The sequence below is a fragment of the Stenotrophomonas sp. 17(2023) genome, assembly GCF_030345315.1.
Classification (GTDB): Bacteria; Pseudomonadota; Gammaproteobacteria; order Xanthomonadales; family Xanthomonadaceae; genus Stenotrophomonas; species Stenotrophomonas acidaminiphila.
The window spans coordinates 825,491-847,995 of sequence record NZ_CP128405.1; the positions used below are offsets into that span (position 1 = coordinate 825,491).

General features: G+C 68.2%; 20 protein-coding genes and 5 tRNA genes. 21 read left to right on the top strand and 4 right to left on the bottom strand.

Annotation, left to right across the window (positions count from 1 at the left end):
- Window positions 1-17 precede the first annotated feature (17 nt).
- Both QQA12_RS03565 and QQA12_RS03570 read left to right on the top strand, forming a co-directional pair.
- Entirely contained in the window at window positions 18-1,367 is a 1,350-nt protein-coding gene (locus QQA12_RS03565; RefSeq protein ID WP_056931960.1) for a hypothetical protein, read from the top strand.
- Window positions 1,364-1,612: a hypothetical protein gene (locus tag QQA12_RS03570; RefSeq protein ID WP_054663234.1), complete on the top strand. Its 249-nt coding sequence runs from the start codon at window positions 1,364-1,366 to the stop codon at window positions 1,610-1,612. Before QQA12_RS03565 ends, QQA12_RS03570 begins: the two co-directional genes overlap by 4 nt.
- Here the strand turns inward: QQA12_RS03570 and QQA12_RS03575 are convergent.
- The 3 genes from QQA12_RS03575 to hemA all read right to left on the bottom strand — a co-directional run bounded on the left by QQA12_RS03575 (window position 1,609) and on the right by hemA (window position 5,769).
- On the bottom strand, window positions 1,609-3,330 hold the full coding sequence (locus tag QQA12_RS03575; protein WP_226050627.1) for a tetratricopeptide repeat protein: 1,722 nt from the start codon (window positions 3,328-3,330) through the stop codon (window positions 1,609-1,611). The two genes, QQA12_RS03570 and QQA12_RS03575, sit on opposite strands and share 4 nt — an antisense overlap.
- A gap of 92 nt (window positions 3,331-3,422) precedes the next feature.
- A complete protein-coding gene (prfA, locus tag QQA12_RS03580) occupies window positions 3,423-4,508 on the bottom strand; it encodes a peptide chain release factor 1 (RefSeq protein WP_226050626.1) in 1,086 nt (361 codons plus the stop codon).
- Window positions 4,486-5,769 carry a glutamyl-tRNA reductase gene (gene hemA / locus QQA12_RS03585; protein WP_226050625.1) on the bottom strand — a complete coding sequence of 428 codons (1,284 nt, stop codon included), beginning with the start codon at window positions 5,767-5,769 and terminating at the stop codon, window positions 4,486-4,488. Before hemA ends, prfA begins: the two co-directional genes overlap by 23 nt.
- Before the next feature lie 68 nt (window positions 5,770-5,837).
- Between hemA and QQA12_RS03590 the strand changes: the two genes are divergently transcribed.
- The 8 genes from QQA12_RS03590 (at window position 5,838) to ychF (ending at window position 12,730) form a co-directional block, all read left to right on the top strand.
- The gene (locus tag QQA12_RS03590) at window positions 5,838-7,523 is read left to right on the top strand and encodes a tetratricopeptide repeat protein (protein ID WP_226050624.1); all 1,686 of its coding nucleotides are present in this window, start codon (window positions 5,838-5,840) and stop codon (window positions 7,521-7,523) included.
- Window positions 7,520-8,170, top strand: coding sequence for a lipoprotein insertase outer membrane protein LolB (gene lolB, locus QQA12_RS03595; protein ID WP_226050623.1), 651 nt, complete (start codon window positions 7,520-7,522; stop codon window positions 8,168-8,170). Before QQA12_RS03590 ends, lolB begins: the two co-directional genes overlap by 4 nt.
- Complete coding sequence (gene ispE / locus QQA12_RS03600; protein WP_056931955.1) at window positions 8,167-9,039, top strand: 4-(cytidine 5'-diphospho)-2-C-methyl-D-erythritol kinase; 873 nt, start codon at window positions 8,167-8,169, stop codon at window positions 9,037-9,039. Before lolB ends, ispE begins: the two co-directional genes overlap by 4 nt.
- A gap of 11 nt (window positions 9,040-9,050) precedes the next feature.
- Window positions 9,051-9,127 (top strand) — tRNA-Gln (locus QQA12_RS03605).
- A gap of 132 nt (window positions 9,128-9,259) precedes the next feature.
- Window positions 9,260-10,219, top strand: a complete 960-nt coding sequence (locus QQA12_RS03610) for a ribose-phosphate diphosphokinase (protein WP_056931954.1) — start codon at window positions 9,260-9,262, stop codon at window positions 10,217-10,219.
- Between the two features lie 107 nt (window positions 10,220-10,326).
- Complete coding sequence (locus QQA12_RS03615) at window positions 10,327-10,929, top strand: 50S ribosomal protein L25/general stress protein Ctc (protein WP_054663257.1); 603 nt, start codon at window positions 10,327-10,329, stop codon at window positions 10,927-10,929.
- 51 nt (window positions 10,930-10,980) lie between these two features.
- The gene (gene pth / locus QQA12_RS03620) at window positions 10,981-11,562 is read left to right on the top strand and encodes an aminoacyl-tRNA hydrolase (RefSeq protein WP_054663259.1); all 582 of its coding nucleotides are present in this window, start codon (window positions 10,981-10,983) and stop codon (window positions 11,560-11,562) included.
- 76 nt (window positions 11,563-11,638) lie between these two features.
- On the top strand, window positions 11,639-12,730 hold the full coding sequence (ychF, locus tag QQA12_RS03625; RefSeq protein WP_226050622.1) for a redox-regulated ATPase YchF: 1,092 nt from the start codon (window positions 11,639-11,641) through the stop codon (window positions 12,728-12,730).
- A 298-nt stretch (window positions 12,731-13,028) separates the two neighbouring features.
- Here ychF and QQA12_RS03630 read toward each other — a convergent pair whose 3' ends face one another.
- On the bottom strand, window positions 13,029-15,824 hold the full coding sequence (locus QQA12_RS03630; RefSeq protein WP_226050621.1) for a TonB-dependent receptor: 2,796 nt from the start codon (window positions 15,822-15,824) through the stop codon (window positions 13,029-13,031).
- Window positions 15,825-16,013: 189 nt separating this feature from the next.
- On the opposite strand from QQA12_RS03630, the gene QQA12_RS03635 reads away from it, so the two are divergent.
- The 11 genes from QQA12_RS03635 (at window position 16,014) to rplA (ending at window position 22,415) form a co-directional block, all read left to right on the top strand.
- Window positions 16,014-17,027: a cyanophycinase gene (locus QQA12_RS03635; RefSeq protein ID WP_226050620.1), complete on the top strand. Its 1,014-nt coding sequence runs from the start codon at window positions 16,014-16,016 to the stop codon at window positions 17,025-17,027.
- 151 nt (window positions 17,028-17,178) lie between these two features.
- Window positions 17,179-18,198 (top strand): isoaspartyl peptidase/L-asparaginase, encoded by a 1,020-nt coding sequence (locus QQA12_RS03640; protein ID WP_056931951.1) that lies wholly within the window; start codon window positions 17,179-17,181, stop codon window positions 18,196-18,198.
- A 136-nt stretch (window positions 18,199-18,334) separates the two neighbouring features.
- Window positions 18,335-18,420: transfer RNA gene (locus tag QQA12_RS03645), tRNA-Tyr, on the top strand.
- Window positions 18,421-18,447: 27 nt separating this feature from the next.
- A tRNA-Gly gene (locus QQA12_RS03650) sits at window positions 18,448-18,521 on the top strand.
- Between the two features lie 37 nt (window positions 18,522-18,558).
- Window positions 18,559-18,634: transfer RNA gene (locus tag QQA12_RS03655), tRNA-Thr, on the top strand.
- 47 nt (window positions 18,635-18,681) lie between these two features.
- Window positions 18,682-19,872, top strand: coding sequence for an elongation factor Tu (gene tuf, locus QQA12_RS03660; RefSeq protein ID WP_056931948.1), 1,191 nt, complete (start codon window positions 18,682-18,684; stop codon window positions 19,870-19,872).
- A gap of 107 nt (window positions 19,873-19,979) precedes the next feature.
- Window positions 19,980-20,055, top strand: a tRNA-Trp gene (locus QQA12_RS03665).
- 47 nt (window positions 20,056-20,102) lie between these two features.
- Window positions 20,103-20,510, top strand: a complete 408-nt coding sequence (gene secE / locus QQA12_RS03670; protein WP_054663276.1) for a preprotein translocase subunit SecE — start codon at window positions 20,103-20,105, stop codon at window positions 20,508-20,510.
- A 10-nt stretch (window positions 20,511-20,520) separates the two neighbouring features.
- Window positions 20,521-21,081: a transcription termination/antitermination protein NusG gene (gene nusG / locus QQA12_RS03675; RefSeq protein WP_056931950.1), complete on the top strand. Its 561-nt coding sequence runs from the start codon at window positions 20,521-20,523 to the stop codon at window positions 21,079-21,081.
- 202 nt (window positions 21,082-21,283) lie between these two features.
- Window positions 21,284-21,712 carry a 50S ribosomal protein L11 gene (rplK, locus tag QQA12_RS03680; protein ID WP_054663281.1) on the top strand — a complete coding sequence of 143 codons (429 nt, stop codon included), beginning with the start codon at window positions 21,284-21,286 and terminating at the stop codon, window positions 21,710-21,712.
- A 4-nt stretch (window positions 21,713-21,716) separates the two neighbouring features.
- Complete coding sequence (rplA, locus tag QQA12_RS03685) at window positions 21,717-22,415, top strand: 50S ribosomal protein L1 (RefSeq protein ID WP_054663283.1); 699 nt, start codon at window positions 21,717-21,719, stop codon at window positions 22,413-22,415.
- Window positions 22,416-22,505: the final 90 nt, after the last annotated feature.

Sequence of the window (22,505 nt, forward strand, 5' to 3'; positions counted from 1 at the left end):
CGGGACGCACGACCTCCATGTCCGATCCCCGAAACGGCCCGCCGCCACTGCCCGGATCCGCCCCACCGCCGCCGCCCGTGCCCGCGGCGGTGCTGGACGGGCCGGGTTCGCCGCGCGATGTCCCGCCCCCGCCCGGCAGTTTCCCGCTGGAGACCGCCGATCTGCCCGAGGCCATCCGCGACGAGATCCAGGCGCCCGACCCGGTCGCCCTCGACACCTCGGCCACCGAGCTGAAGGACGGCCTCAACCGCTGCCCGAAATGCGGTGCCACCGACATCCGCCCGCGGGCCGGCAGCGACGTGCTGGTGTGCCTGTACTGCCGCCACGAATGGCATGGCGCGCGGGTGGAAGAGGCGTTCGGGCTGGGCGAGGCCATCGACCAGCTGCGCGGCACGGTCATCGCCTCCGGCGCGCGCGACATCGATGCCGATACCTCCAGCCTGATGAGCTTCAAGTGCAGCGGCTGCGGCGCCGAGGTCACGGTCAACACCGAAAGCACCATGACCGCGCGCTGCCACTGGTGCCGGCATGTGTTCGGGGTCAACGAGCAGGTCGCCAACGGCGCGGTGCCCGACGCGGTGCTGCCGTTCCACATAAGGAAGGACGACGCGGTCGCGCGCATCCGCCAGTTCGTGGACAAGCGCCGCCTGTTCGCGCTCAAGGCGTTCAAGGAGCAGTTCACCCCGGAGAACGTGGTCGGCGTCTACCTGCCGTACATGATCGTCGACGGCAATGCCAGCGCGGCGGTGGCCGGCAGGGGCGAGATCAAGACCCGCGAATACACCCGCGGCAACGAAAAGAACCGGCAGACCTATTACGACGCCGACGTGTACCAGGTGGAGCGGCAGGTGGAGTTCACCGTCGACGACCTGCCGCTGGAGTCGTCGGCCGGGCGCGGCAACCTCGACACCCGCGCCAACACCAACAACATCATCAACGCCATCCTGCCGTTCGACACCAAGAACGCGCTGAAGTGGAATGCCTCCTACCTGGCCGGCTACACCTCGGAAAAGCGCGATCTCGACGTCGAGAAGCTGCGCCCGCGGCTGGAGGACCAGCTGCTGTCGATCGCCCGCTCGCAGGTGCATCGCTCGGTATCGCGCTACGACCGCGGCGTGCGCTGGGAGCAGGAGCAGCTGGAAGTCCACGGCACCCGCTGGGTGTCGATGTACCTGCCGGTGTGGCTGTACTCCTACCACCAGCCCGGCAGCAACGGCGGCATGCTGCACTACATCGCGGTCAACGGCCGCACCGGCGAGACCATGGGCAGCGTGCCGGTGCAGCAGTGGAAACTGCTGCTGGCCGCGCTCACCGCCGGCACGGTCATCGAAGCCCTCGCAATCGCATTCCTGGTGGCTGCCTCATGAGCGAAGACAGTGGACTCTGGTTGCTGGCCGCGGGCCCGGCCGGCGCGGCAGCGCTGTACTGGGCGCTGTACCGGTACTACCGCAATACCGACAAGTCGCATGGCTTCGAGCACGAGACCGAGATCGTGGCCAAGCCGGTGACCGGCTCGGACCGCAAGGTCGGCGAGGTGAAGGGCACCCAGCAGCGCCGCATCGACGGCGACAACGTGGGCGACTACCGGCGACGGGTCACGCGCCTGCGCTAGTGCTGGCCGGCGTGCGCCTGGCGGCCCGCCAGGTCCTGCACCAGGGCGGCGAAGTCCCGGGCGAAGCCGGCCATGTCGAACACGCCCGCCGTGTCGCGGGCGCTGGCCAGCCGCGCCCGCAGCGCGGCCCGTGCGGCCGGGTCGTTGCCGAGCCGGACCGCGGTGGCGATGAAGGCCGCATCGTCGGCGACGTTCATCTCGTCCAGCCCGAGGTGGTGGTTGAGGCTGCCGGCCACGCGCGCGGCGAAGCTGCGGCCGGGCGTGGTCAGCACCGGGCAACCGGCCCACAGCGCATCCGAGGCGGTGGTGTGGGCGTTGTAGGGATGGGTGTCGAGGAACAGGTCGGCATGCCGGTAGCGCGCCAGGTACTGCGGGTGCGGCAGCTTGGGCATGAACACCAGGCGCGACGGATCGATGCCCTGCGAACGCGCGACCTCGCGCAGGCGCTCGTCGGCCAGGCCCGGCCCGGACAGCAGCCACAGCACGCTGCCGGGCACGCCACGCAGCACCTCGAGCATGCGCGCGACGCTGCGCGGGTTGAGCTTGTAGCTGTTGTTGAAGCAGCAGAACACCACGCCGCCGCCGTTTCCGTCGCACCCGGGCAGGCCGCATTCGCCGCGCGCCGGTGGCGCCTCGACCACGCGGGTGTTGTCCGAGGGCTGGAACGCGCGTGGCAGCCGCAGCACGGTCTCGCTGAATGCCGGTTCCAGCGCCGCCGGCAACACGAATGCATCGGCCAGCACGTAGTCGATCCATGGCGCGCCCGACGTGCCGGGGTAGGCCAGCCAGTTGACCTGCAGCGGCGCCGGCCGCATCGCCAGCACCTCGGGGGTGCCGCCACCGCCCCAGCCGCGCAGGTCGAACAGGATGTCGATGCCGGTTTCGCGGATTCGCCGGGCGATGGCCGCGTGCGGCATTCCCGCCACCGCGTGCAGCGCATGCGCCGCGGCCTGCAGGCGCTGACGGATGCGGCTGCCGTCGTCGCCGTTGAGTGCGAACAGATGCACCTGCAGCCCGGCGTTGGCGCGCAGCTGCTCGAACAGCGCCACCGTCAGCAGCCCGGTGGGATGGGCGCCGAACCCGTTGGACAGGAAGCCGACCCGCAGCGGCCCTTGCCGACGCGGCCCCGGCGGCGGCAGCCGCGGGGTCGAGGCGGCGATCACCTGCGCGCGCTGGCGTGCGCAGGCCAGTTGCTCGGCGGCGCTGGCGTCCTCGCTGAGGAAGGCGAACGGCTCCACCGCCGGGTTGCCCTGCGCCACCGCGCCGCGGACCTGCTGCGACAACGCCTCCAGCCCGCGCCAGTCGCACAGCCGCCGTTGCCAGTTCAGGCGCTGCGCGGCCACATAGGCTTCGTCCGGAAGCAGCGCATGGGCACGGCGATAGGCATCGGCGGCGGCCTCGGGCTGGCCGGCATCCTCCAGCGCATGGCCCAGCCACAGCGCGATGCCGGGGTGCCGGGGGACCTGTCGCGAGGCGTGGCGCAGCAGGTTGGCGGCCTCCTCGTGGCGGCCCTGCATCCAGCGCGCACGTCCCAGCCGCGCCAGTGCTTCAGGGTGGTCGCGGCGCAGTTGCAGCGCCCGCTGCGCAGCCCGTTCGCCGGCATCCAGGTCGCCTGCGCCCAGCTCGGCGTCGGCCAGCATCACCCAGGCGATGAAGTCGGCGGGCTGGCGCTGCACCGCGGTGCGCAGGTGCTGGCGTTCGTCGTACGGGACATTCATGCGCTGGCTGGACCCTCTTGCGATGTGCCGATTGTGCGGGCGTTACCGTGCATTTGCCGCGGTGCCGGGCCCGCGGCGGTGACGCGCGCGGCTCAGGTGCCTTCGGACAGGCGCGCCAGTTCATCCACCTGGTGCTCGTGCAGCAGGCGGCCGACCAGGGCGTCCAGGTCGCCTTCGATCACGTTCGGCAGGTCGTACAGGGTCAGGCCCTCGACCCGGTGGTCGGTGATCCGGCCTTGCGGGAAGTTGTAGGTGCGGATGCGCTGGCTGCGGTCGCCGCTGCCGACCTGCAGGCGCCGCGACTCGGCCTGCGCGGCCGCCTGGCGGCTGCGCTCGGCGTCGAGCAGCTGCGCCTTGAGCCGCTTCATCGCCTTGTCGCGGTTGGCGTGCTGGCTGCGCTCGGTCTGGCACTCGACCACCACCCCGGTGGGCACGTGGGTGATGCGGATGGCCGATTCGGTCTTGTTGACGTGCTGGCCGCCGGCGCCGGAAGAGCGGAACGTGTCCACCTTCAGGTCCGCCGGGTTGATGGCGATGTCTTCCACGTCGTCGGCCTCGGGAATGATCGCCACGGTGGCGGCCGAGGTGTGGATGCGGCCCTGCGACTCGGTGGCCGGCACGCGCTGCACACGATGGGTGCCCGACTCGAATTTCAGCCTGGAATACGCGCCGCGGCCGACCACGCGCGCCACGACCTCCTTGTAGCCGCCATGCTCGCCGGGGTTGTCCGATTCGATCTCGACCTTCCAGCCCTGGCGTTCGGCATAGCGGGCGTACATCCGGAACAGGTCGCCGGCGAAGATCGCCGCCTCGTCGCCGCCGGTGCCGGCGCGCACTTCCAGGAACAGGTTGCCCTCGTCGCGCGGGTCCCTGGGCACCAGCAGCAGCGCCAGTTCCTCGTCCAGCGCCTGCAGGCGCGCCTGCGCCGAGGCGATCTCCTCGTCGGCCAGCTCGCGCAGTTCGGGATCGGCGCGCATCGCCTCGGCCGCGGCGAGATCCTCGCGGGCGCGGGTTTCGGCGGCCAGTGCGCTGGCGACCGGCTCGAGCTGGGCGAACTCGCGGGAAAAATCGCGGAAGCGCGTGTTGTCGGCGACCACGTCCGGGTCGGCAAGCAGGCGTTCCAGTTCTTCGCGGCGCTCGGCCAGGGCCAGCAGCTTACGGCGCAGGGTCGGCGTCATCGGTCCTCGCAACGGGGTGTCGATACCCGGGCGCGGCCGGGAACAGGCGCTGGGCGGCGCGGGTCAGGTCGGCGTCGCCTTCCAGCGCGGCCTGCCGCAGCGCGGCGGTAGGGGGATGCAGCAGGCGGTTGGTCAGGCCGTGGGCGAGCTGCTCGAGCACCTCGTCGGCGGACTTGCCGTGGGCCAGCTGCTGCCGCGCCTTGTCCAGCAGTTCGGCGCGGGTGGCCTCGCCGAACGCGCGCAGCTGCTTGAGCGGCGCCTGCAGGTGGGTGGCGCGCAGGTTCTCCATGTAGCGCGAGACCTGCAGGTCGATGATGGCCTCGGCCTCGGCGGCGGCTTCGCGGCGGCTGCGGCGGTTTTCCTCCACGGCGCGCTCCATGTCGTCCACCGTGTACAGGTAGGCGTCGGCCAGTTCGCCCACGCCTGGCTCGATGTCGCGCGGCACCGCCAGGTCGAACAGCAGCATCGGCTTGTGCCGGCGCGCGCGCAGCGCGGCGGCGACCTGCCGCTGCAGGATCACCGGTTCGCGCGCGGCGGTGGCCGAAAACACCACGTCGGCCTCGGCCAGGTGGCGTTCCAGTTCGGTCAGCGGCAGCGCCACGCCACCGTGGCGGCTGGCCAGGTCCTGCGCGTGGGCGAGGGTGCGGTTGGCGATCAGCAGCCGCTTCACCCGGGACTCGCCCAGGTGTTTGGCGGCCAGTTCGATGGTCTCGCCGGCACCGACCAGCAGCACGGCCGAGTCTTCCAGCCGCGCGAACGAATCCTGCGCCAGCCGCACCGCGGTCGAGGCCACCGAAATCGGGTTGGCGCCGACGCGGGTATCGGTACGGGCGCGCTTGGCCACCGAGAACGTCTGCTGGAACAGCCGGTCCAGGTGCTGGCCGATGGCGCCGTTGTCGCGCGCCAGCGCCCAGGCGTCCTTGACCTGGCCCAGGATCTGCGGCTCGCCCAGCACCATCGAGTCCAGCCCGGTGGCAACGCGGAACAGGTGGCGCACCGCGGCGTCGTCGCGGTGCTCGTACAGATAGCCCTGCAGGTCGCCGGCGTGGCTTTCCAGCCAGCGCGACAGGTGCTGGCCGTCCTCGGCCACGGCATACAGTTCGGTGCGGTTGCAGGTGGACAGCAGCACGGCTTCGGCCAGCTGCGGCGACTGCCGCAGCGAGTCCATCGCGCGCGACAGCGCATCGCCGCCGAAGGCCGCGCGTTCGCGCAGTTCCACCGGCGCGGTCTGATGGTTCAGTCCGAGCACCCACAGGGTCATTCTGTTCAGTTGCTTGCGATAAGCTGCTGGCTGTTGATGGCCGCCATTTTACGGCCCGATTGCCGCAGATGCCCATTTCCAGACCAACCCGGCTCACCCGTATAGGCAGCGTTGCGCTGCTGCTCCTGTCGTCGGCCCCCCTGCTGGCGGCCCCGCCGCCGGCGGACACCGGCCAGGCCGCGTCGCTGACGCCGGTGCTGGCGGGGGAGTTTTCCCTGCAGGCGGGCAAGCTGGCCGACGCGGCGCGCTGGTACCTGCAGGCCGCGCGTGAAGACGCCGGCGACGTCGGCCTGGCCGAGCGCGCCACCCGCATCGCCATGCTCGCCGACGACGAGGCCCGCGCCGCCGAGGCGCTGGCGCTGTGGGCGCAGCGTGCCCCCGGCTCGCTGGCGGTGCGCGGCACCCGCGCCTCGCTGGCGCTGCGCCAGGGGGATGCCCGGCTGGCCCGCAGGGAACTGCTGGCGGTATTGCGTTCGCGCGAGCCGCAGGCCTGGCGCTACGCGGTACTGGCGCTGGCCACCGGCGGCCGCGATCCGGCGGTGCCGGCGAAGGTGCTGGACGAACTGGTCGACGCCAACGCGATCCCCAACGACCTGGAGGCCTGGCAGGAGTTCGGCCGCCTGGCGTTGCGGATGGAGCGCCCTGAGCTGGCGCGGCGCATGGTCGGCGAGGTGGTCAGGCGCTTCCCCGACGAACCGCGGGTGGCCCTGCTGCATGCCTCGCAGCTCAACCAGGCCGGCAGGAAGGACGAGGCGCTGGCCCTGTTGAAGGGCATCGAGCCCAGGGCTGCCGGCGACGAGGAACTGCGCAACGCGCTGGCCTTCGCCTACGACGCGTTCGGTGAGCCCGGTGCGGCCGAACGCATGCTCGCGGTCGGCACCCAGGACGTGCAGACCTGGGGCATGCGCGCCTCGCTGCTGGCCAAGCAGAAGGACGACGCCGGGCTGCTGGCGCTGTACCAGGACATCTCGGCCCGGGCCGGCAAGCCCGATCCGGACCAGCGCCTGCTGCTGGGCCGGATCGCCGAATACCTCAAGCGCTACCGCGAAGCGGTGGACTGGTACCACGGCGTACCCGGCGGCCCGCAGCGCAGCGAGGCGCGGCTGCGCGCGGTCAACGCGCTGCACGAACTGGGTGAAAAGGCGCAGGCGGCCGAGGAGGTCCATGCGATCCAGGCCGATGCCTCGGTGGACGACGACGTGCGCCGCGATGCCTATCTGCTGGAAGCCGAGCTGCAGCAGCGCGACGCGCGCAACGATGCCGAGGTCGGCATCCTCACCCGCGGCCTGGCGGCCTATCCGGACGACGGCGCACTGTTGTATGCGCGTGCGCTGGCCTGGGAGCGGCGCGACGACATCCCGCGCGCCGAGGCCGACCTGCGCAAGATCCTGGTGGCCGAGCCGGAGAACGTGGCCGCGCTCAATGCGCTGGGCTACACCCTGGCCGACCGTACCACCCGCTACCAGGAGGCGCTGGAGCTGATCGACCGCGCGCGCGTGGCCGAGCCTGACAACGCGGCCATCGTCGACAGTTATGGCTGGGTCCTGTACCGGCTGGGGCGCACCCGGGAGGCGCTGGTGCAACTGCGGCGGGCGTGGAGCCTGAACAAGGACCCGGAGATCGCCGCGCATGTCGGCGAGGTGCTGTGGATGCTCGGCCAGAAGGACGAGGCGCGCCGCTTCTTCGACGAGGCGCGCAAACTGGAACCGGACAACCGCGCGCTGCAGCGTGCGATCGAGGCGCTTGGCGTATGACGGAAATGCTGTGGCGGTGCATGGCGGTGCTGTTGCTGGCCGGTGTGCTGGCGGGGTGCGGATCCCTGGCGACGCGGCAGGCGTCGCCGTCCACGCCGGTGCATTCGACCGCCGAGCCGGCCGTCGAAACGGCGCGGCTGGCCGTGCTCGATACCGTGCCGGCATGGTCGTTCCAGGGTCGGGTCGCGATCAGCAAGGGGCGTAACGGCGGCAATGGGCGCATCGACTGGCAGCAGCGCGGCGATGCCTACCAGGTCAGCCTGGCCGCGCCGGTGACGCGGCAGAGCTGGCAGTTGAGCGGCGGTGCCGGGCAGGTGGTGCGGCTTGACGGGCTGGAGGGTGGTCCGCGCAGCGGCGCCGATGCCGCGGAGCTGCTGCTGCAGGCCACCGGCTGGGACATTCCGGTGGCGCAGCTGGCCGCCTGGGTGCGTGGCATGCGCGCCGCGGACGCGGTCGCGCCGGCCTACCAGGGCTACGACATCGCCGGGCTGCCGCGGGTCCTGGAGCAGGACGGCTGGCGGATCGATTATCTGGACTGGTACCCGCAGGACGCCCAGCGGCCGGCCCTGCCGCGTCGCATCGAGGCGGTCAACGGCGACGCCAAGGTGCGGCTGATCGTCGATGAATGGAGCATGGGCGGGCAATGAACACCGTCGTGGACGCGGCCGGCTGGTCGTACTGGCCGGCGCCGGCCAAGCTGAACCTGTTCCTGCGGATCACCGGCCGGCGGCCGGATGGCTACCACGAACTGCAGACCGTGTTCCGCCTGCTGGACTGGGGCGATCGCATCGGCCTGCGCCTGCGCGGCGACGGCCAGGTCCGCCGCGAGGGACACTCCGTTCCCGGCGTTGCCGAGGCCGATGATCTGGTGGTGCGTGCTGCAATTTCCCTTAAAAGTGCGACCAATTGCGCGCAAGGTGTGGATATCAGCGTCGAAAAGCGTATCCCGGCCGGTGGCGGCTTCGGCGGTGGCTCGTCCGACGCGGCGACCGTGCTGGTCGCGCTCAACGCGCTGTGGGGCACCGGCCTGGGCGAGGAGGCGATGGCGGCGCTGGGCCTGGGCCTGGGCGCGGACGTGCCGGTGTTCGTGCGTGGGCGCAATGCCTGGGCCGAAGGCGTCGGCGAACTGCTGCAGCCACTGGACCTGCCGCCGGCCTGGTATCTGCTGGTCGATCCGGGCGTGCACGTGCCCACCGCCGACCTGTTCCGTTCACCGGATTTGACGCGGGATGCCGCGCCCGCGAAAATAGCGGACTTCGCTTCCGGGACCGTCCTCGGGAATGCGTTCGAGCCGGTGCTGCGATGCCGGGAACCCGCCGTCGAAGCGGTGTTCCAGGCGCTTTCGCGCGTCGGCCGGGCACGGCTCACGGGGTCGGGAAGCGGTTGTTTCGTCGAATTCGCCACGCGCGCTGCCGCCGAGCACGCCATGGCGGAATTGCCGGGCCAGCTGCGGGCATGGGTGGTTGCGGGCGCAGCGCGCTCGCCATTGCTCGATGCACTGGAAGCAAAGCAGTGAAGGATTGATGCAGGGGCGTCGCCAAGAGGCCCAAGGCACCAGGTTTTGATCCTGGCATTCGTAGGTTCGAATCCTACCGCCCCTGCCACTGCCCGGGTTTTCCCGTGGCAGCCCGCATGTTCCAGTGCGGGAAAGCAAAGCGCTGGCCGCGGATGCCGGACGCTGTCGTCACAGGATGTTTCCCCGCTCCGCTCTTTCGCCGCCGCCCGAGAAAGCCCACATGCAAGACGCCCAGAACCTGCTGGTTTTTTCCGGCAATGCCAACAAACCCCTTGCGCAGAGCATCTGCAAGGAACTGGGCGTGCAGCCGGGCAAGGCCCTGGTCTCCAAGTTCTCCGACGGTGAAGTGCAGGTCGAGATCCAGGAGAACGTGCGCAAGCAGGACGTGTTCGTGGTGCAGCCGACCTGCGCGCCGAGCGCGGAGAACCTGATGGAGCTGCTGGTGATCATCGACGCGCTCAAGCGCGCGAGCGCCGCCTCCGTCACCGCGGTGGTGCCGTACTTCGGCTACGCCCGCCAGGATCGCCGCATGCGCTCCTCGCGCGTGCCGATCACCGCCAAGGTCGCCGCCAAGATGTTCTCGGCCGTGCATACCGACCAGATCCTCACGGTCGACCTGCACGCCGACCAGATCCAGGGCTTCTTCGACATGCCCGTGGACAACGTGTACGCCTCGCCGCTGCTGCTGGCCGACATCTGGCGCGCCTACGGCACCGACAACCTGATCGTGGTCAGCCCGGACGTGGGCGGCGTGGTGCGCGCCCGTGCGGTGGCCAAGCGCCTGGACGACGCCGACCTGGCGATCATCGACAAGCGCCGGCCGCGCGCCAACGTCGCCACGGTGATGAACATCATCGGTGACGTCGAGGGCAAGACCTGCGTGATGGTCGACGACATCGTCGACACCGCCGGCACCCTGTGCGCCGCCGCCGCTGCGCTGAAGGCGCGCGGTGCGGTCAAGGTCGCCGCGTACTGCACCCACGCCGTGCTCTCGGGCCCGGCGGTGGACAACCTGAACAACTCCCAGCTCGACGAGCTGGTGGTGACCGACACCATCCCGTTGTCCGACGTGGCCCGTGTCTGCACCAAGATCCGCCAGATCAGCGTGGCCGAGATGCTGGCCGAGACGATGCGCCGCATCGCCTTCGGCGAATCGGTCAGCTCGATGTACGTGGATTGAAGAATCCCGGTTCCCGGCGCCGTGCCGGGACCGGCAGCGGCATCCCTGGTCGCGGGGATGCCTTCATCACGCACCGCATGCGGTGCAACAACCAAGAGTAGTCAACAATGGCAAAGTCCCACGAAATCAAAGTCGCCCGTCGCGACGTGCAGGGCAAGGGTGCGAGCCGCCGCCTGCGTCACGCCGGCCTGGTGCCGGGCATCGTCTATGGCGGTGACCGCGAGCCGGCGATGGTCGAGTTCAACCACAACGAAATCTGGCTGGCCCAGCAGAACGAGTGGTTCTACTCCTCGATCATCGACCTGAACCTCGATGGCAGCATCTACAAGGTGCTGCTGCGCGACATGCAGCGCCACCCGTACAAGCAGCTGGTCATGCACCTGGACTTCCAGCGCGTGAACGAGAACGAAGTCCTCAACGCCACCGTGCCGCTGCACTTCATCAACGAGGAGACCTCCCCGGCCGGCAAGACCGCCGACGTGCTGGTCACCCACGAACTGAAGGAAGTGCACATCGCCTGCCTGCCGAAGGACCTGCCGCAGTCGATCGAAGTCGACCTGGCCAGCCTGACCGCCGGCGACATCATCTACCTGTCGCAGCTGAAGCTGCCGGCGGGCGTGGAAATCCCGGCGCTGAAGCTGGGCAAGGACCACGACGATGCCGTGGTCATCGCCAAGGCGCCGAGCGCTGCCGAGGAAGCCGCCGAGTAATCGGCCGGTTGCGTCCGCCCGCAACGGGCGGACGCAGCCAACGGTGGACGCATGACTGGCTTGCGCTTGATCGTCGGTCTGGGCAATCCCGGAACCGAACACGCCCGGACCCGGCACAACGCCGGGTTTCATTTCGTTGAGGCCCTGGCCGAACGGGCGGGCGCGCGCTGGGCGCTCGATGCCAAGCTGTTCGGCGAAGTGGCCAGGGTCGACATCGGCGGCCAGCCGGTATGGCTGCTCAAGCCCGCCACCTTCATGAACCTGTCCGGTAAGTCGGTGACCGCCGCGCAGCGGTTCTGGAAAATCGAACCGGAACAGACCCTGCTCGCGCACGACGAGCTGGACCTGCCGCCGGGCACGGCGCGCCTGAAGTTCGATGGCGGCCACGGTGGCCAGAATGGCCTGCGCGACACCATCCGCCTGCTCGGGCATGGCAGGTTCCACCGCCTGCGCATCGGCATCGGCCATCCCGGCCACAAGGACCGCGTGGTGCCGTGGGTGCTGGGTCGTCCGTCCAGGGACGACGACGTACTGATCGCGCGTGCCATCGACGACGCCATCGACGTGCTGCCGCTGGCGGTCGCCGGCGACTTCAACGAGGCGATGAAGCGCCTGCACACCGGCAAGCCGTGATTGCGGCCTGCGCTTTCGCGGACGACGGTGTCCGTGGAGAGCGCAGGCCGGAATCCCGAATCCTGGAGTTTGTTGCATGGGTATCAAATGCGGCATCGTCGGCCTGCCCAACGTCGGCAAGTCGACCCTGTTCAATGCGCTGACCAAGGCGGGCATCGCCGCGGCCAATTTCCCGTTCTGCACGATCGAGCCGAACACCGGCATCGTGCCGGTGCCGGATCCGCGGCTCGAGGCGCTGGCGGCCATCGTCAAGCCGGAGCGGGTGATACCGACCACCATGGAGTTCGTGGACATCGCCGGCCTGGTCGCCGGTGCGTCCAAGGGCGAGGGCCTGGGCAACAAGTTCCTGGCGCACATCCGCGAGACCGACGCCATCGCCCATGTCGTGCGCTGCTTCGAGGACGGCAACGTCATCCATGTCGCCAACAAGGTCGACCCGATCGCCGACATCGAAACCATCGATACCGAGCTGGCGCTGGCCGACCTGGAGTCGGTGCTGAAGGCGCTGGATCGCGCCAACCGCGCGGCCAAGGCCAACGACAAGGACGCGCTGGCGCGCAAGCCGGTGCTCGAGAAGCTCGCCGCGGTGCTCGACCAGGGCTGCTCGGCGCGCTCGGCCGGGCTCGATGCGGAAGAGAAGGCGCTGGTCCGCGACATGTTCCTGATCACGCTCAAGCCGCTGATGTACATCGCCAACGTCGCCGAGGACGGCTTCGAGAACAACCCGCACCTGGATGCGGTGCGTGCCCGCGCCGAGGCCGAAGGTGCCGAGGTGGTCCCGGTGTGCGCGGCGATCGAGGAAGAACTGGCGCAGCTGGATGATGCCGACCGCGACGAGTTCCTCAAGGACCTGGGGCTGGAAGAGCCCGGCCTGAACCGGGTCATCCGCGCCGGCTACAGGCTGTTGGGCCTGCAGACCTATTTCACCGCGGGCGTGAAGGAAGTCCGCGCCTGGCAGCTGCGCGCCGGTTCCACCGCGCCGCAGGCCGCGGGCGTGATCCATACCGATTTCGAGCGCGGCTTCATCCGTGCCGAGACCATCGGCTACGACGACTTCATCAACCTCAAGGGCGAGCAGGGCGCCAAGGAAGCCGGCCGGCTGCGCCTGGAAGGCAAGGACTACATCGTCAAGGAAGGCGACGTCCTGCACTTCCGCTTCAACGTCTGATCCGCGGCGCATCACCCGGAGCACGAAGGCCCCGCAATGCGGGGCTTTCGCATATGCGGCCGGCGGTGGGCGTTGCCACGGCGCCTGCCGCCCTGGACAAAAATACGCCAGAGTGCGCGCCGCCCCTTCAGCGCCGCTGCGCGCCGGGGTTTTCCACAGGCTTTTCCCTGCCTTCCGCACATGCGCTGTGGAGAACCCGGCAGGGCCAGGGCGGCATCGACGGAGCCGGTTGTCCCGGCGCAGAAAACGACAAGGCCCGCGATGCGGGCCTTGTCGTTGTTGCGTGGAAGAGGGCGTATTACAGCGGCTTGCCGCCCAGCTTCCAGGTGACCTGCACGAAGTAGCTGCGTCCCATGCTGTCGAACCAGGCGGTGTCGTAGTACGGGTAGTTGGCCCAGGTCGGGTCCTTCGGCGGCATCTTGTCGAACAGGTTGTTGACCGACAGCGACACCCGCAGATGGTCGCTGATGTCGTAGCGCGCACCGGCGTTGAAGCGCCAGGTGGCCTGGGTCCAGGCGTCGTCGTCGTAGTTCGGGACGCGGCCGAGATAGTTGCCGAACAGGCTGGCGCCCCACGCCCCCTTGTCCCAGTTCACGCCCACGTTCGCCTTGGCCCGCGGCAGCGCGGGGCTGAAGGTCTTGTAGTGCAGCATGTCCTCGGACGCGTCGCCCGGGTAGCGCTGGAAGGTGTGGTCCTTAACCCAGGTGTAGTTGCCGTTGACGCGGAAATCGCCGGCCCGGGTCTGCAGCCGGTAGCTGGCGGCGACGTCGATGCCGGAGGTTTCCTCCTTGGCGATGTTGATCGGCGCGAAGCGCACGCTGCTGATGTCGCCATCGGCATCGCGGATCACGCGGGCAAGCGCGTCCTGGCAGGTCGGCGAGTTGACGTCCACGGCCACGCCGGTGTCGGTCTTGCCGAGGCGGCAGTTGGCTTCGGTGATGCGCAGGCGCTCGCGGTCCTGCACCTGGACCTGGTTCATGACCTTGATCTGGTAGTAGTCCACCGCCAGGTCGAGGCCGTCCAGCGGCGACCAGACGAAGCCGGCCGAGAACGACTTGCTGGTTTCCACGCCCAGCTCGATGTTGCCCTTGTAGACGTCGAAGGTGCTTACGTCCCAGCTGCCGTCGTCGTAGCAGTCACCGTCGCTGAAGCCCGGCTCCTCGCTGCGGCACTGGTAGTAGTCGGTGGCGTAGCGGGTGCGGTAGTAGTCGTCGCCGGCGAACAGGTAGTGCATGTCCGGCGCGCGGAAGCCGGTGCCATAGGAGCTGCGCACCAGCAGGGTGTCGAGCGGGCGCCATTCCAGGCCCGCGCTGTAGGTGAACTTGCCCGGGTGCTTGCCGCCGTAGCTGTAGCGGTCGTAGCGGCCGGCCAGGCTGGCCTGCAGCGTGGACAGCACCGGGATGCGCAGTTCGCCCGCGGCGCTCCAATGGTTGCGGCTGCCGCTGCCGTCGCCGTAGCGCGGACCGGTGTAGGCATCCTCGGTCAGGGCCAGCGGATCGGGGTTGATGCGGTAGGACTGGCGGCCGTACTCGATCGCACCGGCAAAGCCAACGTCGCCGGCCGGCAGCGAGAACAGCGCGGTGTTGTCGGTGGTGAAGCTGACGTTGTCGTTCTTGGCCACCGGGCGGAACGTGGACATGGCCGCGATGGAGGCGAACTCGGCCGGCGTCAGCGGGGTGAACAGGCGCGTCGGATCCGGGTTGTAGATCGCGTAGCCGCTGTCGGTGTAGCCCAGCCGCTCGCCCAGGAAGAAGCGGTTGGCGGCGTCGGCGTTGATCCGCGGCATCTCCACGTCGGCCTTGTACTGCGAGTGGTTCCAGGCCGCTTCCCAGTTCCACGCGTCGGCGAAGATGCCCTTGAGGCCGGTGGTCACCGCCAGCGTCTTCTGGGTGGTGGTGTTCATGCGGTTGCGCAGCCCGCCGATCTCTTCCGGCGAGAACTGCCGCGACCAGATCTCGCGGCTGTCGGTGGCGGCGTTGTAGAACACCTTGTTGCGGTAGTTGTTGGTCGACGCCGGGTCGTGGAATTCCCAGCCCATGACGTCGCTGACGACGTCGTTGCCGTTGCTGCCGGTCAGCAGGCGCACCGTCTGGTGGCCCATCTGCATGTCGGCGAACCAGGACAGTTCGTCGTTGAAGCGGTATTCGAACGAGCCGTAGGCGTTGATGCCCTTGCGCTCGTTCTGGATGGTGCGGTACGCGATGGCGCGCTCACTGCCGCAGTAGGGCTCGCCGAAGCGGTCCTCGGCCAGGTGGGTGGTGCCGTCGTTCAGGCCCGAAAGCGCCTTGCAGCCATCGGCGGGCGCGATGTTGACGTCGTCTTCCCAGTTGGTGATCTGGGCGATCAGGCGCGGCAGGCGGCGGCGTTCGGTCGGGGCGTCGAGGGTGGAATCCTGCACGTTGCGCTGGGTGCCCCACAGCGGGCGCTTGTTGAGCAGCTCCATGCCGACGATGCCACTGAAGTTGCCCTGCTCGAAGCCGGTCGTCAGGGTCAGGTCGTGCGATTCGCCACCGCCGCGGCTGGTGTCGCCGTAGCGGTAGTCGATGGTGGTGCCGTCGGTGGACTTCTTGAGGATGAAGTTGATCACGCCGGCCATCGCGTCCGAGCCGTAGACCGCCGATGCGCTGCCGGTCAGGACTTCGATGCGGTCGATCATGCCCAGCGGGATGTTGCCGACGTCGGTGAAGTTGCTCCTGCCGTTGAGCGGCAGCGGGAAATCGGCGATGCGGCGGCCGTTGATCAGCACCAGGGTGTGGTTGGGGCCCAGGCCGCGCAGGTCGACCGCCTGTGCGCCGGGAGTCGACTGCGCGCCGGTGGTGTTCTGCTGGCCCTGCACGGTGCCGCTGTTCTGGCTGAGCGAGCGCAGGACGTCGGGGACCGAGGTGAAACCGGCCGATTGGATCTGCTCGGCGGTCACCACGGTGACCGGCGCGGGGCCTTCCACCTGCGCGCGCGGGATGCGCGAACCGGTGACCTGCACGGTATCCAGTTGCTTGGTTTGATCGTTGTCGGTGCTCTGGGCCAAGGCCGTTGCGGAGGCGGCCATGCCAAGCAGGGCCAACTGGATCGAACACACCATTGCGTGTTTGCGCATGAATCAGGTCTCTGCTGAAAGTGTTCCGGAAAGTGTCTGGCCGGCCCGCGCAAGCGCCGGGAGCCCCGGGCAAACGTGAATGGGGCGTGATCATCTAACACCTTTTTTACACGCTTGACCACTGCCGGAAAGTCTGGCATTACGCTATGGAAGCGATTACACGATGTCCCGGAGGGCGGTATGAGGCGGATGGTGTCCCGATTCGGGCGGTTGGCCCTGGTGCTGGCGGCGCTTGGCGTGGCGGGCGGTGCGGTTGCCGCGGGGAGCAGGGGGCTGTCCGATCCGGGCTACCGCTATTACGAAGTGGGCGACCTGGATGCCGCGCGCCCGGGCCAGACCCAGGCGGCGATGATGCTGATGGGGGGCGGTGACTGGGTTCCCGAAGCCTTCCAGTGGTGGGTCGAGCGCGCAGGCAACGGCCGCGTGGTGATCCTGCGCGCCTCCGGCGACGACAACCTGCAGAACGAGCTGTACTACGACATCGGCGGCGTCACCTCGGTGCAGACCCTGGTGTTCGACAGCCGCAAGGCCGCCGATGACCCGGCCGTGCTGCGGGTGGTGCGCGGCGCCGATGCCATTTTCATCGCCGGTGGCGACCAGTCCCGCTACATCCGCTTCTGGAAGGGCACCGAACTCAACCAGGCCCTCAACGAACACGTCGCCGCGGGCAAGCCGATCGGCGGCACCAGTGCCGGCCTGGCGATCCTGGGAGGCTACAGCTACGGTGCGCTGGACGGCGGCAGCGTCAATTCGGCGGCCGCGCTGAGCGACCCGATGGGCAGCAAGGTCACGATGGACCAGGACTTCCTGACCATGCCCTATCTGTCCAACGTGGTCACCGACACCCATTTCGCCAAGCGCGAGCGCCTGGGCAGGCTGATCGTGTTCGTCGCCCGCGCCGCCCAGGAGAAGGGGCAGGACGACATCGTCGGCATCGGCGTGGACGAGGACACCGCGCTGTGCGTCGAGGCCGACGGCCGCGGCCGCGTCTACTCGCTCGACGACGGCTATGCGTGGCTGGTGATGCCGCACCGCACCGCCGACCGCCTGAGCAGCGGCGAATCGCTGGAATTCAGCTCCATCCCGGTGACGGGGGTCGGTGCGGGCAGCCGCCTGCACCTGGACGGTTTCACGGTCGACAATCCGGCGTTCACCGCCGTGGCCAACGTGGTGGATGGCGAACTCGAGCTGCAGCCGGACTGATCCGGGCAGCTGCGTTGGCGGGTGGGTGCGGAAGGGGCTTCGGCCCCTTTCTGCTTTTCCGTGGCATCGACGGGTGGGTCCGTGCCGACAGCGACTGTTCAGAGCAGTGAAGGCGTGCCTAGAATCGGGCACCTTTCCTGAGTGAAGAAACATGAAGCTGACTTCCGCGGTGTTGCTGGGCCTGGCGTCGTTGTCTTCCGTGGCGGCCGTGGCCGCGCCTGCCTCCCCCCTGCTGGTGATCCATGGCGGGGCCGGCGTGGAGCGCCAGGACCTCAATCCGGAAGAACTGCGCGCCGCGCGCGCCGCGCTTGAGGCGGCGCTGCGCAAGGGCCACGAGGCGCTCGCCGCCGGCAAGCCGGCAATGGACGCGGTGACCGCTGCGATCACCGTGCTGGAAAACGACCCGACCTTCAACGCCGGGCGTGGCGCGGTGTTCACCCATGACGGCAAGAACGAGCTCGATGCCTCGCTGATGGATGGCGCCACGCTGCGTGCCGGCGCGGTGGCGGGCGTGCATACCATCAAGAACCCGATCCTGCTGGCACGGGCGGTGATGGAGCACTCTCCGCACGTGATGATGATCGGGCAGGGGGCGGAGATGTTCGCCGCCGAGCAGAAGATCGAGCAGGTGGATCCGTCGTATTTCCGCACCGAGAAGCGCTGGCAGCAGCTGCAGCGCGCGCTGAAGGAAGAGGCGGCCGGGCAGGCGCACGCCGACCTGGAGACCGCCAAGCACTTCGGTACCGTCGGCGCGGTGGCACTCGATGCGCAGGGCAAGCTGGCGGCGGGCACCTCCACCGGCGGCATGACCAACAAGCGCTACGGGCGGGTGGGCGATTCCCCGATCATCGGAGCCGGCACCTATGCCAGCGACAACTGCGCGGTGTCCGGTACCGGCTGGGGCGAGTTCTACATCCGCCTGGCCGCGGCCCATGAGATCTGCTCGCGCATGAAGTACCTCGGCGAGACCCCGGCGCAGGCCGGCGACGAGGTCATCGTCAAGCGCCTGCCGGCGATGGGTGGCGACGGCGGGGCCATCGTGCTGTCGGCCGACGGCAAGGCGGCGACGCCGTTCAACACCGAGGGCATGTACCGCGGCTGGATCGGCGCCGACGGCGTGCCGCACGTGGCGATTTTCGCCGACGAAAAGCTGAAGATGCCGGGCGAGTGAGCGGGTGCCGATGCCGGCAATGAAAATTTCGCGGAATGTGAAAATTTCTGTTGACAGCATCGCGTGCCATCACCAGAATAGCGGGCTCTCCCACCCCTGACCGGTTAGGCCAAGGTCATCAAAAAAGGGGTGGAGCGGAGGGATACCCAAGCGGCCAACGGGGGCAGACTGTAAATCTGCTGGCTTACGCCTTCGGTGGTTCGAATCCACCTCCCTCCACCAGTTTCATGTTGTGGCTGTTTTCCCGGTGCGGGAGTAGTTCAATGGTAGAACCTCAGCCTTCCAAGCTGATGGTGCGGGTTCGATTCCCGTCTCCCGCTCCATTGAACGAAATTGAAAACATGTCATAATGGAAAACTCGCTCACGTAGCTCAGTCGGTAGAGCACCTCCTTGGTAAGGAGGAGGTCGAAGGTTCGATTCCTTTCGTGAGCACCATCTTGCTCAAAGCGCCATAACCAACCAGTTACCGAGAAGAAGCAGCCATGTCCAAGGGTAAGTTCGAGCGTACCAAGCCGCACGTCAACGTCGGCACCATCGGCCACGTCGACCATGGCAAGACCACGCTGACCGCCGCGCTGACCAAGATCGGTGCCGAGCGTTTCGGTGGCGAGTTCAAGGACTACTCCTCGATCGACGCCGCGCCGGAAGAGAAGGCGCGTGGCATCACGATCTCGACCGCGCACGTCGAGTATGAATCCGCGACCCGCCACTACGCCCACGTTGACTGCCCGGGCCACGCCGACTACGTGAAGAACATGATCACGGGTGCGGCGCAGATGGACGGCGCGATCCTGGTGTGCTCGGCCGCCGACGGCCCGATGCCGCAGACCCGCGAGCACATCCTGCTGTCGCGCCAGGTCGGCGTGCCGTACATCGTCGTGTTCCTGAACAAGGCCGACATGGTGGACGACGCCGAGCTGCTCGAGCTGGTCGAGATGGAAGTGCGCGAGCTGCTGAGCAAGTACGACTTCCCGGGCGATGACACCCCGATCGTGCACGGTTCGGCCCGCCTGGCGCTGGAAGGCGACCAGAGCGACATCGGCGTGCCGGCGATCCTGAAGCTGGTCGATGCCCTGGACAGCTGGATCCCGACCCCGGAGCGCGACATCGACAAGCCGTTCCTGATGCCGGTGGAAGACGTGTTCTCGATCTCGGGCCGCGGCACCGTGGTGACCGGCCGTATCGAGCGCGGCATCATCAAGGTGGGTGACGAAATCGAAATCGTCGGCATCCGTCCGACCCAGAAGACCACCGTGACCGGCGTGGAAATGTTCCGCAAGCTGCTGGACCAGGGCCAGGCGGGCGACAACGCGGGCCTGCTGCTGCGCGGCACCAAGCGTGACGACGTGGAGCGCGGCCAGGTGCTGGCCAAGCCGGGTTCGATCACCCCGCACACCGAGTTCGAAGCCGAGGTGTACGTGCTGTCCAAGGACGAAGGTGGCCGTCACACCCCGTTCTTCAAGGGCTACCGTCCGCAGTTCTACTTCCGTACCACCGACATCACCGGCGCCGTGCAGCTGCCGGAAGGCGTCGAGATGGTGATGCCGGGCGACAATGTGAAGATGTCGGTCACGCTGATCAACCCGGTGGCGATGGACGAAGGCCTGCGCTTCGCGATCCGCGAGGGCGGCCGCACCGTCGGTGCCGGCGTCGTCGCCAAGATCACCAAGTAAGCCTGCAGTACCCGGCGGTAGTTGAGTCTGCCGCTGGTACGCGAATGGCGGGCCGGGAACCTCGGTCCGCCTTCGCCGTCTAAGGGACGTGAAACAAGCCAAGTCATACGCCAGTAGCTCAATTGGCAGAGCAGCGGTCTCCAAAACCGCAGGTTGGGGGTTCGAGTCCCTCCTGGCGTGCCACTTGCCACCTATCCAGTGACCTTGGTCGCGCCCGCAGCAAGAGTCGGATGAACAGCAAGATCGAGCATTCCAAGAGCGCCGCCTCCGGTGGCGATATGGTCAAGTACGTTGGCGCCGCCCTGCTGGTGCTGGCGGGCTTGTTCGTCTGGTTCTGGTTCTCCACTCCGGTGCGTGCGGCGCAGCTGGGGGCATGGTCGGGTCAGCTGCGTGCGCTGGCCGTTGTCGTCGGCCTGGCTGCCGGCGGCGCCTTGTTCATGTTCACCGCCAAGGGCCACCAGGTCCGCGAATTCCTTTCCGAATCCCGGTTCGAGCTGCGCAAGGTCGTATGGCCGACCCGCCAGGAAGCCATCCGCATGACCTGGGTGGTGATCGTGGTCGTGATCGTGCTGAGCCTGCTGCTGGGTGGCTTCGATTTCGTGATCCAGAAGCTGACCCAGTGGTTCCTGGGGCGTTGAGGAGATAACAGTGAAACGTTGGTACGTCGTCCACGCCTATTCGGGCTTCGAGAAGTCGGTTGCCCAGGCCCTGCGTGACCGCATCGCCCGCGAGGGCATGGAGGAGCGTTTCGGCGACGTCCTGGTTCCGACCGAGGAAGTGGTGGAGATGCGCTCCGGCCAGAAGCGCCGTTCCGAGCGCAAGTTCTTCCCGGGTTACGTGCTGGTCCAGATCGAGACCCACGAAGAAGCGGGCATCCCGCGCATCGACAACGAGAGCTGGCACCTGGTCAAGGAAACCCCGAAGGTGCTGGGCTTCATCGGCGGCACCGCCGATCGCCCGCTGCCGATCCGTGACGACGAAGCCGCTGCCATCCTGGATCGCGTCCAGGAAGGCGTCGAGAAGCCGCGTCCGAAGGTGCTGTTCGAGCCGGGCCAGATGGTCCGCGTCATCGATGGCCCGTTCAACGACTTCAACGGCGTGGTCGAGGAAGTCAACTACGAGAAGAGCCGCCTGCGCGTGTCGGTGCTGATCTTCGGTCGCGCCACCCCGGTCGAGCTCGAGTTCGGGCAGGTCGAGAAGGCGGTCTGACGTGCTGCCGCCAGCCTGTTCAGGTTGGCGGCGCAAAAACTGCTAGAATTACCGGCTCCCTGAAAGGGGCTGAAACCAAAGGCCGCCGCGAGGTGGCCTTTGCCGCGATTCCAAGATTTCAAAACGCGATGCCGGGACGCGTGATTCCCGGTCCGATGGGGAGCCTGTTGTCGCAAGGCGCTAGCACCCGGAGAGCACTCAAATGGCAAAGAAAGTTGTCGGTTACATCAAGCTGCAGGTGAAGGCCGGTCAGGCCAACCCCTCGCCGCCGGTCGGTCCTGCGCTGGGTCAGCGCGGCCTGAACATCATGGAATTCTGCAAGGCGTTCAATGCCGCCACGCAGAAGCTGGAGCCGGGTATCCCGGTGCCGGTGATCATCACGGCCTATTCGGACCGTACCTTCACCTTCATCACCAAGAGCACCCCGGCCACCGTGCTGCTCAAGAAGGCGGCGGGCATCACCTCGGGCTCCAAGCGCCCGAACACCGACAAGGTGGGCAAGGTCACCCGCAAGCAGCTTGAAGAAATCTGCAAGGCGAAGGAGCCGGACCTGACGGCTGCCGACCTGGACGCCGCCGTGCGTACGATCGCGGGCTCGGCCCGTTCCATGGGCCTGGTGGTGGAGGGTTAATCAGATGGCACAGACCAAGCGTGAGAAGGCCATCAAGGCCGCCGTCGTCCCGGGCAAGAGCTACGCCTTCGAGGACGCGATCAATATCCTGAAGACCGCCACCAAGGCCAAGTTCGTCGAGTCGATCGACGTCGCCGTGCGCCTGGGCGTGGATGCGAAGAAGTCCGACCAGCAGGTGCGCGGTTCGACCGTGCTGCCGGCCGGTACCGGCAAGTCGGTGCGCGTCGCCGTGTTCGCTCCGGCCGGTGCCAAGGCTGACGAAGCCCTGGCCGCCGGCGCCGAAGCCGTCGGCATGGACGACCTGGCCGAGAAGATGCAGGCCGGCGACCTGAACTACGACGTGGTCATCGCGACCCCGGACGCCATGCGCGTCGTCGGCAAGCTGGGCACCGTGCTGGGCCCGCGCGGCCTGATGCCGAACCCGAAGGTCGGCACCGTTTCCCCGAACCCGGGTGAAGCCGTGAAGAACGCCAAGTCGGGCCAGGTCCGTTACCGCACCGACAAGGCCGGCATCATCCACTGCACCATCGGCAAGGCCAGCTTCGACAACGCCGCGCTGCAGTCGAACCTGCAGGCGCTGCTGCTGGACCTGATCAAGGCCAAGCCGGCCACCTCGAAGGGCACCTACCTGCAGAAGGTTTCGGTCAGCTCGACGATGGGCCCGGGCGTCACCGTCGACCAGTCGTCGCTGACCCTGAAGTAATCGTTTCAAGCGGATGCGGCACCCTGTGCCGCGTCCGTCATTTTGAAGGCGCCGAGCCGGTTCGTCCGGCCCGGTAGCCGTCAAAGACCG